The organism is Paraburkholderia aromaticivorans (assembly GCF_002278075.1).
In the GTDB taxonomy this organism is placed as follows: domain Bacteria; phylum Pseudomonadota; class Gammaproteobacteria; order Burkholderiales; family Burkholderiaceae; genus Paraburkholderia; species Paraburkholderia aromaticivorans.
Genome location: NZ_CP022992.1, coordinates 112,688 through 127,771, shown reverse-complemented (window position 1 = coordinate 127,771; position 15,084 = coordinate 112,688). Strand labels below are relative to the sequence as shown.

At 59.3% G+C, this 15,084-nt stretch carries 15 protein-coding genes and 1 pseudogene; 12 read left to right on the top strand and 4 right to left on the bottom strand.

Translation table 11 applies throughout. From position 1 onward, the window contains the following. Nucleotides 1–175: 175 nt before the first annotated feature. Complete coding sequence (locus CJU94_RS36790) at nt 176–1,348, bottom strand: tyrosine-type recombinase/integrase (protein ID WP_095423523.1); 1,173 nt, start codon at nt 1,346–1,348, stop codon at nt 176–178. A 157-nt stretch (nt 1,349–1,505) separates the two neighbouring features. On the opposite strand from CJU94_RS36790, the gene CJU94_RS36785 reads away from it, so the two are divergent. The 6 genes from CJU94_RS36785 to CJU94_RS36760 all read left to right on the top strand — a co-directional run bounded on the left by CJU94_RS36785 (nt 1,506) and on the right by CJU94_RS36760 (nt 5,650). Next, a complete protein-coding gene (locus tag CJU94_RS36785) occupies nt 1,506–2,528 on the top strand; it encodes a DNA-binding protein (protein WP_059888476.1) in 1,023 nt (340 codons plus the stop codon). After that, nucleotides 2,525–2,728 (top strand): hypothetical protein, encoded by a 204-nt coding sequence (locus tag CJU94_RS36780; protein WP_043292963.1) that lies wholly within the window; start codon nt 2,525–2,527, stop codon nt 2,726–2,728. Before CJU94_RS36785 ends, CJU94_RS36780 begins: the two co-directional genes overlap by 4 nt. 15 nt (nt 2,729–2,743) lie before the next feature. Continuing rightward, nucleotides 2,744–3,088 carry a hypothetical protein gene (locus CJU94_RS36775; RefSeq protein ID WP_059888474.1) on the top strand — a complete coding sequence of 115 codons (345 nt, stop codon included), beginning with the start codon at nt 2,744–2,746 and terminating at the stop codon, nt 3,086–3,088. A gap of 109 nt (nt 3,089–3,197) precedes the next feature. Then, the gene (locus tag CJU94_RS36770; protein ID WP_059888472.1) at nt 3,198–4,040 is read left to right on the top strand and encodes a hypothetical protein; all 843 of its coding nucleotides are present in this window, start codon (nt 3,198–3,200) and stop codon (nt 4,038–4,040) included. Between the two features lie 349 nt (nt 4,041–4,389). Next, nucleotides 4,390–4,884, top strand: coding sequence for a hypothetical protein (locus tag CJU94_RS36765; RefSeq protein WP_059888469.1), 495 nt, complete (start codon nt 4,390–4,392; stop codon nt 4,882–4,884). A gap of 232 nt (nt 4,885–5,116) precedes the next feature. Then, the gene (locus CJU94_RS36760) at nt 5,117–5,650 is read left to right on the top strand and encodes a DUF2726 domain-containing protein (protein WP_059888468.1); all 534 of its coding nucleotides are present in this window, start codon (nt 5,117–5,119) and stop codon (nt 5,648–5,650) included. Nucleotides 5,651–5,983: 333 nt separating this feature from the next. Here the strand turns inward: CJU94_RS36760 and CJU94_RS36755 are convergent, their stop codons facing one another. Beyond that, the gene (locus CJU94_RS36755) at nt 5,984–7,045 is read right to left on the bottom strand and encodes an iron-containing redox enzyme family protein (RefSeq protein WP_157763875.1); all 1,062 of its coding nucleotides are present in this window, start codon (nt 7,043–7,045) and stop codon (nt 5,984–5,986) included. Nucleotides 7,046–7,203: 158 nt separating this feature from the next. Further along, the gene (locus CJU94_RS36750) at nt 7,204–7,770 is read right to left on the bottom strand and encodes a TetR/AcrR family transcriptional regulator (RefSeq protein WP_095423521.1); all 567 of its coding nucleotides are present in this window, start codon (nt 7,768–7,770) and stop codon (nt 7,204–7,206) included. A gap of 425 nt (nt 7,771–8,195) precedes the next feature. Between CJU94_RS36750 and CJU94_RS36745 the strand changes: the two genes are divergently transcribed. The 6 genes and pseudogenes from CJU94_RS36745 (at nt 8,196) to CJU94_RS36720 (ending at nt 14,388) form a co-directional block, all read left to right on the top strand. Beyond that, nucleotides 8,196–9,539, top strand: coding sequence for a preATP grasp domain-containing protein (locus tag CJU94_RS36745; protein WP_095423520.1), 1,344 nt, complete (start codon nt 8,196–8,198; stop codon nt 9,537–9,539). A gap of 20 nt (nt 9,540–9,559) precedes the next feature. Then, on the top strand, nt 9,560–10,435 hold the full coding sequence (locus tag CJU94_RS36740; protein WP_212159544.1) for a 2OG-Fe dioxygenase family protein: 876 nt from the start codon (nt 9,560–9,562) through the stop codon (nt 10,433–10,435). 31 nt (nt 10,436–10,466) lie between these two features. Next, nucleotides 10,467–11,183 (top strand): haloacid dehalogenase type II, encoded by a 717-nt coding sequence (locus CJU94_RS36735; protein ID WP_095423519.1) that lies wholly within the window; start codon nt 10,467–10,469, stop codon nt 11,181–11,183. A 35-nt stretch (nt 11,184–11,218) separates the two neighbouring features. Beyond that, complete coding sequence (locus CJU94_RS36730; protein WP_095423518.1) at nt 11,219–12,070, top strand: aspartyl/asparaginyl beta-hydroxylase domain-containing protein; 852 nt, start codon at nt 11,219–11,221, stop codon at nt 12,068–12,070. 8 nt (nt 12,071–12,078) lie between these two features. Beyond that, the gene (locus CJU94_RS36725) at nt 12,079–13,326 is read left to right on the top strand and encodes an MFS transporter (protein WP_095423517.1); all 1,248 of its coding nucleotides are present in this window, start codon (nt 12,079–12,081) and stop codon (nt 13,324–13,326) included. 153 nt (nt 13,327–13,479) lie between these two features. Further along, nucleotides 13,480–14,388 (top strand): annotated as a pseudogene (locus CJU94_RS36720) (DUF72 domain-containing protein). A gap of 68 nt (nt 14,389–14,456) precedes the next feature. Here the strand turns inward: CJU94_RS36720 and CJU94_RS36715 are convergent. Further along, nucleotides 14,457–15,056: a hypothetical protein gene (locus CJU94_RS36715; protein WP_157763874.1), complete on the bottom strand. Its 600-nt coding sequence runs from the start codon at nt 15,054–15,056 to the stop codon at nt 14,457–14,459. Nucleotides 15,057–15,084: the final 28 nt, after the last annotated feature.

Sequence of the window (15,084 nt, the reverse complement as noted above, 5' to 3'; positions counted from 1 at the left end):
CTCGGGATGTCCGAAGTACGCCATATTGCGGCCGTTTGAGTGGGCGGCTTGTCAACGGCAGACACGGGTCGTCCACGGACACTTGCAGGTGCCCGAGTTCTGCAGGTGAAGTCGGATATCTTGCTCGATGAAATTTCCCTGTTGATCAAGCATCGTTGTTGCGGCAGGGTGGGTGCTACCAGTCCATACGATGTTTCTGTTCGGTTTCCTGATGCCGATCGTCATCGTCGGCATGCAGGTACAGGCTCGTCGTGGTGAGCGAGGCGTGTCCGAGGTTGTCACGGATCATGCGCAGGTCGACATCGCCATCCGCCATGTGCGACCCCGCGCTGTGGCGTAGCCAGTGCGCCGAAGCGCGCTCGAGCTGTGCTGCCCGGGCAGCGTACTCTTCACCGCGCATACGCAGCTTTTCTGCCGCTCCCGCGAAAATGCCCTTGACGATCGTGTGCAGGGCCGCGCGCGTGAGCGGCTTCATGGACTGGCCGAGCGGCAGCACGAGCGGGGTGTCCTCATGTGGGGCCGGCAGAAGAGGCAGGCCGCGCTCGCGCCGGTAGCGGCCAAGCTCGATCATCATTTCGGCCGAGGCGGGGACAAGGCGCGCCTTGTCCCCCTTGCCGGTAATTTCGAGCCACCAGCGCTCGTGCCTGTCGGCGTCGCGCCGGCAGAAGAAGTCGCCCATCGTGTTGCCGCTGACTTCCGAGATGCGCAATCCAGCCAAATAGAGCAGGGTGAAGAGCCACCGCGCGCGCCAGTAGCGTTCGCGCTCGCGGTCCGTGTCGCGCGGGAGACTGTCGATGTAGAGCTTCACCTCCTGCCAGAGGTCGCGTTCCAGAAAGCGCGTCACGCGCGGGGCCGCGCGGCGGGCGCGCTGGCGTGAGAGGGCAAGCGGATTGCCGGCGAGGTAACCGGCGCCGACGAGCCACGAAAACAGGGTGTTGAGGATCACCATGGCCTGTCGCTGGCTGGTGGCGGCGAGCGGCCCGTGGAACGGGCGCCAGCGCGCATCGTGACGCGCAAACTTGCGGCCGGCGGCAACCCAGCGCTCACGCGGCTGCGGGTCGGCCAGGAAGCGCTGGTACACGAGCAGGTCCTCGTGTGTGAGCGACGACAGCGGCTTGCCAAGAGCGACGAGCGACCACAGCAGCAGGCGCTCGGCTTCCTTGCGGTAGTTCTCGAAGGTGGTTTTCGTGTCGGCGACGCGCGCCAGCCAAGCGCGTACAGCCGCGAGGTCGTCATCCGCGGCGATCTGGCGGCGGCCGGTGGCGCGGTTGACGCCAGTGCGGCCGTCGAGGTCAGCGGGCAGCTCGAGTGCGTCGAGCGGACGCGGCGCGATCAGGGCAGTTTTCATGGAGTTCCGGACGGCCTCAGGTGTCACACGACGATTCTCTCACCCTTGTCGCAACTTTTCAACATTATATAAATAATGTCAAAATATGAGTGCACGAAAGTAGGAATCAGACGGTTTATGACGTAATATGGTAAGTACCAAAGCGACCAAAAATGCCATGTCCGACGCCGCACCTGACGAAATCCGCCTTGCCGCCGAGATCGAGCGCCTGAAGGTCGAATTCCCCCAGACTTCGCAGACGCGCGAGCTGTACCGCGAAGCCTGCGTGCTGCTGTTCTTTCGGTTCGGCATGACGCCTACGGCGAATCGGCTCCACCAACTGGTGCGTCGCGGCAGCATGAGCACGCCCGTGGCCGTGCTTGCGGAGTTCTGGTCTGACCTGCGTGAAAAAAGCCGCGTGCGGATTGAGCACGCCGACCTGCCCGAGGATCTGCAAGGCGCGGCCGGCGAGCTTGTTGCCGCGTTGTGGAAACGTGCCGCATCGGCCGCTGAAACGTCGCTCGCCGCTTTGCGCGACGACGTGGAGGCAGTACGCCTCGCCGCCGAGGCTTCGGTTGCAACGCTACAGGCGGATCTCGCGCGCACCGAGGCCGCGCTCGAGCAGCGGACGACCGCCCTGCTCGCGTCACAGGTTCAGGTGAGCGACCAGGAGCGGGAGCTGGCCGCCGCCGCGGCGACGCGCAGCGCGCTCGAAGGCGAAATTGGACGTCTGCAGCAGGAAGGCCGTGAGCGCGACGCCGCGCTCGCGCAGGCCCGAGTGGATTTTGCGGCCGAACTCGACAAGGTGCGTGCGAGCGCCGAACTGGCAGAAACACGTCTGCAGGCGGCAGAGAAACGCGCGCTCCTTGAGATCGATCGCGAGCGCAGCGCGACGGCTCGCCTGCAACGCGAACTCGAAGGCGCGCAGCAGCGCGCAACGCTCGACGGCGAGCGCGCTCAAGGGGAAATCCAGGCGCTGCAGAAGCAGCTGGGCGATGTGCGCCATCATGCGGGCATACTGGAAGGCCAGCTGGGGGCGCTCCAGGCGAGCCACGATGCGCAGAACCAGACGATCGAAGTGTTGCGGCAGAAATTGACCACTGCGGCCGGTCGGCCGCCGGAGCGGCGCAAGTCGCGTCGTGCCATCGCCGGTGCAGTGAAATCCGTGCGCAGTTCCCGCAAAGGAGCCGCAGGGACATGAGCGCCGTCAAACGGCAGCGGCACCGGCCAGTCTGTCCTGAGATAGGTGCCTTGATGCGTTACGGGGTGCGTGTTGTACGCGTGGTGGCGGAGGCAAGTGGCCAGCGCGTGATCGTCGAGTCGGTCAACGGCGACGGGAGGCTTTTTCGGAGCGCGGTGAAATGGGCCAACCTCTCAGCCCTTACCACCCAGTTGTTCTGATCGCGAGACGGTTAGTTGGTACAAGTTTTACTTCTGCAACGGAACAACTTTTACTTCGTCGGACGTCAGATCGCCTTCGCCTGCGCGTTTGTGGCTGCGCCTACCGCACTCGCTGGTTTCATCTGTCGTGACGTCATACTCGACCCTGCGCTTGCTCCCACGATGGAGCGGCTACGGGCCATCCTGTTTGGCGGTGTCTACTTTGCGCTATTGCTACTCGGCGGTGCGCTTTGGCAGATCATGTCTCATGCGCTCCTCCCCTTGGTCGGGCAGATCGGGGTCATGGCCGGCTTGCTATGGCTGCTCGCCGTATTCATGCTTGCCTTTCATACCCTCGATCGCCACCGGTCGGCTACGTAACTTTGCTTCGTTTGACACTCATGACGTCCTTGCTTTGGTGCAGAATGCAGCCCAGAAGGTCCACCGGCTACTGAGGGCAGGGCGACCGACGACGAAACGGGGGCGAACAATGTTGCAGTTCGATCAGGCGTGGCGATACGAGTCTCCGGGTGTGATGCCTGATGACGCCGTCGACGCGGTGTTCTCACAGGTCATATCCCGCCTGCCCGCGCACGGCAGCCGGCAGGATATTTACGAGCTGTTCAAGCCACGCTTTGCCGCGTGCTGCGGCGAGTCTTCCAGCCGAAGCTCGAGCGAAAGCTGGGCCGCGAGCGACCTCCTCGGCTATATGAGGCAGGCCGGGCGGAACGCGGCACTCTTCGTAGAGGCCCTGTACGACGCCCTGCAGGACTTCGCGAAGAAGCATCCCCATGCAGGCCTGCCGCCGTGGCATTACGTCAACGACGCGCTGGCTGCGAGCGGATACGCGATCGATCCGCCGAGGCTGGTCGTGGGACGCATTGTCATGCCGGTCGCGGTGCCGGCCAAAGTGCCGTCGTTAGACGAACAGGCTAACGACCGTATCCAACGGTCGCTTGCGGAGTCCGAGCGATTGCTGACCACCGGCAAGTATCGGCTCGCCGTGCAGGAGATCCTTTGGTTGCTCGAAACCGTGTCGACCGCGTTCCAGGGGCTGGAGCACGAAGACGGAACGGTGACGGGTAAATACTTCAACCGGATCATCGGCGACCTCAAGCGGTTCAACCGCGGACGCGTGCTCAGCGAAGCCATTTCATGGATGGAAAAGTTGCACGGGTATCTGTCGTCGCCGACCGGAGGTGGCGTGAGACACGGTGCGGTGCTTGGTGACGCGTACGAGTTGACCGAGGGCGAGGCGCGCCTTTTCTGTGACCTGACGCGTAGCTATCTATCGTACCTGCTGCACGAACATCAGCGTCTTGGAGGCCGCTAGCCCCGCCTTGCGCGCTTCTGCTCAGCGGGGGAATACCTGAGACCTTCCGCATCCACCGTCGCAAGTCGCGCTGATGTAGCCGCGGGAGCCGGGCTCTGGCAGCCCGGCTGCTACCGCCGGTAAGCCGCTCACGAATGTCCTAACTCCGAGCGCAAAGTGCCGACACCCAATCCGGTATGCCAGCTAGCGGCTCGACGCTCATCGCCTGGATGATCTGCAGCAGGTTTTCGGTGGATAGGTCGATTTCGCATGCGAAAAGCCGGTGAGCCATCGCACTCCGTCGATCGCCGTCACATAATTCTGCATTTTCAGTTCGCCGGCATCCTGCCGGCTGACGTAGAGGACAATCATGATTGTTTTCCGTGCCACCACGCAGACGACGACCCAGTGCGCAACAGCGATTCGCGCGTATGCCGCTCACCCGCAGCTCAAACACCTTCGGCTCGCCTTCACGGAGAGATATGTGCACCCAAGCGATTTCCCGGCCGGATTTACAAACGGGTCGCTGATACAGAACTGCCCGCTCTTGATCGCAGTGGCCGATCTTGACATTGATCTTCCGTTCGCCGACGCTGAGCAGGTCAGATGTCCTGTGGCGATGGTGATCGATTCACCGGGCATGACCATGAGGCGTTCTCCGCGGGATCAGGAAGTGGCCCAGTTGCTCGATGATGTGTTGGCGCTGAAGTTGCCCCACGGCAGGGTCGCCTACGCCGTACAATCCGTAAGCGTCACAGAGCATCTAACGCCGGCTGCCGCCAGACAGACGATTCTCGCTGCGGATTACATGGACTTCCAGACATCGCCAGATGCGTCTGATCTCAAGCGTCGTCTTGGAGCATGACTTAGACGAAAACACCGCAAAGCCAGCGGCGCTGCATGGATAGAGGCCCGGCGGAGCGGAAGGGTCATCGAAAAAAGAGGAACGGAGTAGTGCGCTGCCGGCCACACGGTGTGGGCGGACTACCAGGAGAACGTCTGCATGGCCGGCTGCACGCGTCTCCGCGTAGGCGCTCGATCGCTATTGGCTTCTCCTGAGATGCGCTCCGAACTGAATAGGAAAAAGTCGAGGCACCATGCATTTGAATCTGTCACTCCTCGCTGTCATGTTACTTGTCGGCCTGGTGTTCGCAGTTGGCAACAAAAGAAAGACACCCGACCCGCGATATTGCGCGAGGCCCTTGATGACCTCGAACGAGATGGAGTTCTTTGAACGACTGCGCCGGGCGCTTCCGGACGAACACATATTTCCGCAAGTGGCAATGTCCGCACTAATAGAGCCGCGTCCGGGTACGGGCAAGCGATTAAGCGATTTCAACCGCATCTCCCAAAAGCGCGTCGACTTTGCGATTTACGACACCGCGCTGCAGTTGCTAGCAGTCGTCGAACTGGATGATCGGACCCATAACCGTAAACGGGACGCTGCAAGGGACGCGGCGTTGGCGACAGCGTCCATACGGACAATACGCTTCCGGTCCACGCGAAAGCCGACAGAGGCAGAGATTCGGCTCGCGATGTTCTCCGATGGCGACGTCGCGCCGGTGGACCCGTCCAACAAAGGGCCACTGGTCGTTGAGCGAACGGCAGGGATACGTGGCTGGCGTGCTTGATGCGGACCGTGTGTTATTTCCAACCCTCGAGCCGCTACTTCGCACGCCGATACCGCTCGCGGTGTGCAACGCGTTGATTAAGGAGTGCATCCGACGTGGCTTCAAGGGCTTCTAGCGGTTCGTATCGAGGACCTGACTAGTCCGAAACCGAAAAGCACCGTGATAGAAGTGCGAGCTTGGCCTGAGCGAGGGGGCAAAACAACTGCAAGGCTCTTGCTCTGTTCCCCAACGGCCAGACGCTCATTCTGAACAGCCGTTGGGGATTCCTCTCGCGTACTCATTCGCGACCGTCGAAAAGCGTGCCGTGTGCTGCACGCAGTGATGGTTTCCCGTTTAGCTACCGATCGACTGCAGCTTTCGTAAGAGCGTATCGTAATAGTCGCGGCAACTCTCAAGCCGTAACGCGACGCCCTCGAGTATGTGCCTTGCGGCCCGTGGATTCGAGCGCGCAAGCGGTGCGATTACGTTATCGAGCCATCCGCTGCCATGCACGACATCGATCTCTACGTGTTCCGAATAGTATTCGGGCACGGGTAGTCCTACTCGCCTGCAGCCCTGGATAAGCTTGGAATATTGAGGTGGGTCTAGCAGTTCCGTCGCGGCCATGAGGCCCATTGCTCGGAATGTATGCTTCCGGTTAGAACACAGTGCAACGAAGAGGTTGTGGCCAGCGAGGGCCTGCCATTCCCACGAAGCCAAGCTTTCGATCGTGGGTTCTCGCCCGCCCACTGCAGCGAGCGCTTCCGAGAATAGATGGACATGGCCTCGTGCGTTGTTGCCTCGCCCAGCCTCGTCCCAAAGATTTGCTGCAAGCTCGGTTTTCGCCGTGCCCGATGTGCCGACCAAGCACATCGCGAGAAGGTCAAAAAATCGCTCGTTCAGCCTCGCGTCACTCTCAAAAAACAGGCGGATCTCGGCCACTGATGCTCTTTGTTCCAAGTGATCGAAGAGTCGATGTGCTCCGGCCGGATGTTGCCGAACCTGTTCCCGTATCGCTGAGCCTAGTTGATCTACGGCTTCGTCGAGTTCAAGCTTGGAAAGCATCCGATCGATCATCACGTCTTCCATGCTGCTTCGAAGGGCGACCGTGAAAGGCGAAAACTGGGAGGCTGCGGCGACATCGTCCGGCGACGCAAAGTGAGCGGACTGCAGCATGTAAAGGGCGTGATGCACGTCATGTAGAAGCGCCGAGTCTTCCGATTCGTACGCCGTCGCTATCGCGCTCGTGCCCTTCGATATCAATCCGGGCAGCTTGCCCCAATCGATCGCGGAATCGGCTCGGAAATCCGAACTAAGCAATTGCGAAGCGAGTTCAAGCAGGGTGGGGGGCCGCGGTATCCCAATCGCGCTGCCTTTGTCAGAAGTGGGCGTTGCGAAAAGCATCTGTGTCGTCATCAGCCAACCTCGCATCCGAATGAGGACCATTTATCAACGGCCGAATCGGAAGACGTCCTTCGCGACGGCCGATACATCACATACAGACAGGTTCGTCTATTTGCGCGTCAACAGTATGTCAGGATTGGGCGAAATTGCCTATCGGAAGCGGCTGCTTCTCAGCGCGGCCGGGCGGCGGCGGTTACCAGTGCTTGCATTGCGACCCAGGCCTCTTTCGCGGCGGCGCTGCGGTCGTGCAAAAGCGCCGCGGTCACCGCACCGTCCAATAACATGACGGTTTGTCGGGCGAGCCGGTCGACAGACCTGTGTTCTACCAAGTCAGAGAGGATTTCGGAGATGAAACCGGTGAGGAGGCGTTTATGCTCCGAGGAGCACCGGGAGACCTCGGGCTGAGAATTATGAAACTCGGCCGTCGCAGCGATAAACATGCAGCCGGTAAAATCTGCTGACCCGAACCACCTTGAATGCCAATCGAAAACGGCCTGGAGTCGCTTCATCGGTGTGCTTCTGCCACCCACGAATGAACGGAGAGACGAAAGCGCTGCGGCAGATCTTGCATCAAGCACTGCGACAATGAGTTTGTTCTTCGACGGAAAATGCTTATAGAAAGTCATCTTGGCGACACCCGATTCGGCGATGATCCGGTCGACGCCGACAGCGTGATATCCGTCGCTTGCAAACAATCTGGTTGCGGCCGCGAGGATGTCTTCTCTCTTGTGAGCCATGAGACGATCAAAAGTCCATCGGACAAGGGTTGTTCAGCTTGCTTGACCGCAGCAAGCGCCCAAGACCGCCAACCTAACGTTGGCTGAGGGGAGGATACCACGCCAACGGCGAGCCCCCTCCCGCGTCCTTCAGCGACGGTGTGCTTTGCTTTCCCTGCTTCGCCTTCATACCACGTCAAAAAAAATTCATTGCCTTCTTAAAAAAGTTGACTAGGGTATACAGGTCTGTCTGTCTACCGGCGACATAACGCGAACTCTAGCCACAAGCGATAGGTACGCAACGCTCCTGTTGGCCCACACGATGGGCCTTGCACGGCGCGGTCCAACCCGATCTACATGCGCTAATGACGACGCGGGCCGCGTTGTCATTGGCGCATTGCTATCCCATCTACTGACACATCCAAACAGAATGAGGTGGAAGAGGCATGCCGAAACTTCTAATAGCGAATCTCGACAACCCAAGCATGATGGGCGATCAATACCGATGGTCCCCAGATTTCTATCGCAGCAGCACGACGCTTGCGATGCGTCATGCATGGTTTGCAGAGCCGGGCGACATTGTGGTGCTACCGAGGCCACTTAGTCACCAAATGCAGATTTACATCGCAGAATTGATGGAATACGACGACGGTGACGTGACGTTCCTCGCACCGGAGCTGCCCTCGGATTTTTGCGGGCCAATGGGCCTTGACATACTTCTCGGGTCGGACTTTCTTCCGCGGGTGCGAGAGGCTATTGATACTGACAATGAGTGGACGATCTGGCCGTACTACCACGACCGGGACGTTGACACTTTTGTAAATGCGCTCGGCATAAGAAGGCGTGAAGGCACTAATCCGTTCCTGTCGGAGGGCGGCGCCGAGCTCTTCAATGACAAGCGAATTTTCCGGGCGATGGCCGCTGGACGCCTCATACCGATCGCCGACGGATGTTCGGTCAGTTCACTGATTGAGCTGTCACAGGCTGTGCAGCACCTTATCGAAGTAACTGGGTCCGTTATCGTCAAACAGGATCGCCATTCGTCCACGGACGGGAATCTGGTCGTGACCAAGGTTCGCGGCATATCCGGGCAAGGCGCAAGCGAGGTATTGGAGTTTGTTGGCAACGGAGCGGATGCGCTCAATACGATATGGGAGCGATTGGGGTACGAAGGAGCTGCGCTCGTAGTCGAAGCGTATTACCCGGTAAAGAAAATTCTCTATGCCGAGTTTCTGATCGAACGGGCTACGAGCAGCGTCCACTTTAGGAACTGGGGTTCACCGAGGATGAATCCCGGTTGCTTCGGACTTACGATTCCGCCAGGTGAAGTGCCGCCGTTCCTCGCGGCAAAATTTATTTCGGGTGCGACTGAAGTTGCTCGGATCGCGTGCGATCTTGGATTCGACGGCTTGCTTGACGTCGACGGGATCGTAACCAGTCAAGGCGATGTGATCTTCAACGAGGTGAATGGCCGCACCGGAGGGTGCTCTCACGTACACGCCATCTGCGAAAAGCTCTTGGGGAAAGGCTACGGCAACAGGGCAGTCGCTGCAACGAGCAATGAAGTCAGGACGCGCTCCCTGTCCAGGTTGATGTCACGGTTACGGGAAACCGGTCTTGCCTTCGACAAACGCACCCAACGGGGCGTAGTGATCACAGCAGAAGACGCGAATCAGTCCGGCCGCCTCGAAGCGCTGTCAATTGGAAAGTCGGAGGACGAGGTTTTGGAAGTCGAAGCTTCTTTAATCCGGCTTACTCAGGAAAGCATCAGCTCGAAGGTCGCAGCTTAACGACACAGATGGAGGACGCAATGCTTATCAAAAACCTCTCTCTTGAGCTGAAGCGCCTTCGAGAGGGCTATATCCGGGAGCGAGTTGCCTTCGTCTCAGGGCACACCATGAGGGAAATACTAAGCGAGATGGGGGCGACCGACGGTGACTTCGCTGAACTCCAACGAGTGAGCGAATCGCTACCTCCCGACCCGACCTTACCGTTTCGCAGATCCCGCAACGGGCGCTTTGTCATCGACTTCGGGGGCAGACGAATCGAACGAGCCGAGTATCAACCATTCATCCTTTCGAAAGAAGAAGACTTTGTTCGCCACGATTCGGGCAAGGTCAGGGAATTTCGGGCGATCCAGGATGACCTTCAGCTAAATGCGGCGTTCCAAGGACTGCTGCGTTTCAAAGCCTATGTCATTGATGGGATCGCTATCCAGGGTCGTCCGAGGCTCAATCACACGTCGCGATTGTGGGTGTCTACAGTGTTCAACCTCCGGACCGTTACGACGCCGGACTTGCTTGGCGAACCGGCGCTCGAGGGCGTCCACAGCGACGGTGTCGAACATACTATGACAACACTGCTCGGTCACTCGAATATGTCACCGGACAGCGCGCAGACGTATATCCATGACGTCAAGGAAGTGAACGGAACGCCAAACGCACAGGCAAGCCGCGATCTGATCCTGGGAAAAGTCCAGCATCGCTCATTCCTCGACACTTTGCTCATCGTCGACAACGAACGCAAGCACAGTCTATCGCCGGTGCGTGCGGTAGACACATCGCGCTGCGCTACCCGCGACATGCTGATTTTCTTCACGCGTCGTCCGACGGAACCGGGGCATCCTACTCATCCCTACGATTCCCTAAGACCGCATCGAGAAATGCCGATGGTTGCGAGCTTCTGATAGACGGCCACACTAACCTGGGACATGTGATATGGCGTTCAAAGACTTCAAGGCGCTTTCCTTCGATTGCTACGGTACGCTCGTAGATTGGGAGGCGGGTATGGTGTCTGCCCTCCAGCCGTTGGCGACTAAGGCGGGCGCTGAAATTAGCTCCGAAGAACTGCTCCAACTGCACGCGCGGCACGCGATCGCGTTAGAACACGCGACTCCGTGGAAGCTCTACCGGGACTTGCTGGCGACGGTGTACAAGCGGGTGGCCGAACAGCTATCGGTACCCGTGACGTGGGACGAATGCCAGCGGTATGGGCGAACCGTAGGGGACTGGCCGGTGTTTCCCGATACCGCGAACGCGCTTCGTCAACTGAAGAAGCAGTACAAGCTGGTAGTACTGTCTAACGTCGACAACGAGAACTTCTCCCGGACCGAGGAACGCCTGGGAGTGCGCTTCGACGCTGTCATAACCGCGGAGGACATAGGCACCTATAAGCCCGACCGAAAGAACTTCGAGTACTTGATCGAGCAGGTCAGAGCTTGGGACATCCGACCCGACGAACTGCTGCACGTGGCATGCAGCATCTTTCACGACGTAGAGCCCGCTAAAGATTGCGGATTGACAACGTGCTTCATTGACCGCAGGCATGGGATGCAAGGCTCCGGCGCAACCCCGGGTGGCAAAGACAACACGCGTGCTGACTTCGAGTTTCGAAGCTTGGCAGAGTTCGCAGAGGCGATATTCCGCAGGGCTTGAACGGCCAGATTCTGCGAAACTCATTGGGGAAGAACATGGATGAAATCAGCGGCAAGGTTATCAATAGCCTCAAGCAGTTCCGGGACAGATTCAGCGCCCTACGCCCTGACCCAGATACCAGTAGACCTTTAGAGTGGCTTGACTCGTTGTGTATGCGAAGCAGCCCAAAATCGGTTCATGACTATCAGCACCCTCGTCTCTACTATCCTGGGCTGTCCGACACCGCATGGCACGAGCCGGACGCAGTGCCCTTTTGCCAAAAGCTCGCCAGAAACTATCGGCAGATTAGGGAAGAATTTATGACGCGGTCCGCCGAAGCATCACGCTCGGCCTACACCCAAAACAACGCCCAGTTCATCACAGGCACCGAGTGGCGGGCGGCGGTTCTCAAACGTTGGTACTTCAACGACGAAGAGACAGATCGCTATCCCGTTACAGCGGCCGTACTGCGAGATGCGGACGTGGCAGAGACAGCCATGTTTTCGGTCCTACGCCCGGGTGGAAAAATTCTGCCGCATTGCGCCCCATGGAACACGAGGCTTACGTTGCACCTTGGCCTCAGCATACCGCCCGACTGCGAAATTAGAGTGGCCGACGAGGTTCGCGCTTGGAAAAGCGGCGAAGTGCTAGCGTTCGACGACAGCTTTGAGCATGAAGTTTGGAACAGAAGTTCGGAGTCGCGCGCCATTCTTCTCGTAGACGTTTGGCATCCTGATCTCACCCCGGTTGAGCGCGCGATCCTCGAGCCGATGCTCAAACTGCTGGACGACGATTACAATGGCTCCTTCACCGTCGAGAACGCAATGCAGGATATCAAGAGCTCCTTCGCCCGGCTCCGCCAGAGCAACGGCCGCCAAGATCTGACCATGGGAGAGGGGCTCGTCTAGGAGAGCCCATGATCAGCAGGCGCGAAGCCGATGAGAAGCGAAAGGCTGGAGTCATAGCACTCGCCCAGAGTCTTTACGATGACTTCGCGGTGCTGCCCCGCGATGTCCGTCGACTTCTGTTGGCGCAGTTTATTCTCAACGTGTCTACGTTCATGGCCTTCCCGCTCATGGCCGTTTATATGGCGCGTGGACTGCACTTCTCCGCTGCCGAGGTAGGCACAGTGTTGTCGATTCATCTCATCGGTGCGCGCGCATTGCCGATCATAACCGGGCCCCTATCAGACCGCTTTGGCTTCCGAGGGCTGATGGTACTTGGGCTGGCGTTGCGCGCCGTCGGCTTTTGCGGGTTTGGCATCGTGAGCAGCTTCGCCATGATCTCGGCTACCACGCTTGCAATAGGGCTTGGCACATCGCTGTACGAATCGGCGGTCTATGGCATCTTTGGCCGCCAGCCGGCAGGCCAGGTCCCCCAGGTATTTGTACTCAACAACTTGCTTCTGAATCTTGGAGTGGTCGCTGGTCCGATGTTCGGCGCGTATCTCCTCGGCTTCAACGCGATTGCGCCGTTTTACGTTAGCGGTGCGCTGTTCGCCTGTATGGCGGTATGGTGCATAGGATTCGGTCACCTCGACCGAACCTATCTCAGTAGGTCTGCGTTCCTCTCGGGGTGGGGCGCGGTCGTCAAAGACCGCGTCTTCCTGCTTTTTCTGCTGGCCACGTTCGCGTGGTGGTTCCTCTTCTCCCAGCTCTTTGTCCTTTTTCCAATTCTCGGCGCGAGATTGACTGGCTCAGAGGCTGGGGCGAGCGCCGTCTTTACGGCCAACGGCATTGCGGGTCTAGTGTTCGTGGGCGCGTCGTTGCTTGTCTTCCGGCGAGTCTCGCGGCACCAAGTTTTGCTGTGGTCGTACATTTTTCTCGCAGTGCTTTATTCAGTGGCCGGACTCGGAGAGGGATTCGCCTGGCTGCTAGGTATTGTCGTCGCCTACACCTTTGCGGAAACGCTGATATTGCCAGCGATAGAATCGCTAACCGCAGAGCTTGCCCATGAAGGCAAGCAAGCGACTTTTTTTGGCGCAGTGGGCTTGTCATGGGGACTGGGCGGTGGGTTGGGCAACTATGTCGGTAGTTGGCTTGCAATCGGCGATCGGAGCGCGGCGGTGATATGGGGTACGCTCGCTTTGGCGGCTTTAGTCGGCGTTGCGCTTTCAGCCCGTTTCAACATGGTCGCACGAGGGAAAGCGATTCGATCGAGGTAGCCGCCCAAGTCAAGCGCTAGAATTTGGATCGCATCTTCCGCAAGCAGAGCGCAATGCCACTTCCCACTACGGAATACTTCGACCGCGTGCTGCGCGCCCCTTATCAAGCGTTGTGCGGGACGCTTTTCGCATGCGAAACGAACAGGCCTATCCATGACCATTAGCGTAGGTACGGCATCCTGGACGGACCCAACGTTGATCGCAAGCAAGCGGTTCTATCCTCCCGGCTGCACGAGCGCCGAAGCGCGACTGCGCTTCTATGCGACCCAGTTTCCGCTGGTCGAAGTCGATTCTAGCTACTACGCGATGCCCAGTGCCTCGAATTCGGCGCTGTGGGTCGAGCGAACGCCGCCGCACTTCACGTTCAACATCAAGGCATTCCGCCTTTTCACCGGGCATCATACAGACCGGGCCAAGCTGCCCAAGGATATACAGGCCGCGTTACCAGCAAGCGAAAAAAAGAACCTGTATTACAAGGACACTCCTGGAGAGATCCTGCGCGAACTCTGGCGTCGGTATGTCGAAGCAATCGAGCCGTTGCGCATAGCGGGGAGGTTGGGCGCTGTGCACTTCCAGTTTGCGCCGTGGGTGGTGAACAACGCCGACGGCAGGGCGCACGTCGAGCACTGTGCGGACGTGATGGACGGCTACACGCTCGCAGCCGAATTTCGACACAAGTCCTAGTTCTCTGAAAATGCACGCGAGGCGACGCTCGCGATGGAGCGCGAGCGCCGGCTGGTCAATGTGATTGTCGACGAACCGAACACGACGGCCAACTCGATCCCGGCAATCTGGCAGGTAACGAACCCGCGACTCGCTCTTATCCGGCTGCACGGCAGAAATCATGAAACGTGGAACATCCAGGGTGCAGCTTCAGCGTCCTCGAGGTTTAACTATGACTACACCGAGCAGGAGCTAGGGGAGCTAGCCGTTTCAATCCTGCAGATCGCGAAGGCGGTGGGGCGCACTCACGTCGTGTTCAACAACAATTTCGAAGACCAGGGACAGCGCAACGCGAGGACCCTGATGGGTATCCTCGGTTCTGCGGCGATCTCGCCGTGAGCGTCGCAAGGGCGATCAGGGCAGACGGAGCCCACAGTGACAGGCGCCGTGTGGTCAGACAGTTTTTTTCAGACGGCGGAATCGCGCGGCGGCGCATCTTTCAGCCACTCCAGAAGTGACGGGCGGAAAGTGAAGACTGGCGACTTGAGCCAGTCGTCGACCGCTTCAGCGATCTCCGGAAGCACCTCATCCGTGTCGAACGGTTCGTCGACGGTCCCGGGCTGGTCAGCGGAAAGGTGCGCGCCGGCAAGCTCGTCGCCATCCCAGTACAGCACGCAGTACTCGGCAATGTCAGCGGTGGTTCCCGGCGGGTGATCGCGCAGGAGCATGCCGACGTTCGCCCGGGCCTTTGCCAGCTCGTCGTCGATTGGCGCCCATCTATACCCTCGACGTCCCAAGCTTGCCGTCACATATGCAAGTCTGACGAATGCGAATGCCCCTTGACCTAGGGCACCCTCATTGCAGCCGCTATACGCGCAGAAGTGTTCGAAGTCGTCGAGCGGCGTATGCCCCAGATCGTTCTTCGGAAGCGCGCCATCAACGATGAACAGCTGCAGCAGCTCATCCGGCGCCATGTGGGCGGCATCTGGCGGCGGCGGATCATTCCATTCAACGGCGCGTCGGAAGCTGGCGCGGCCAAGAGCGGCAGTTACGTACGCGACCTTCACGAAAGAAAAGGCCGTGATCCTCTTTGCA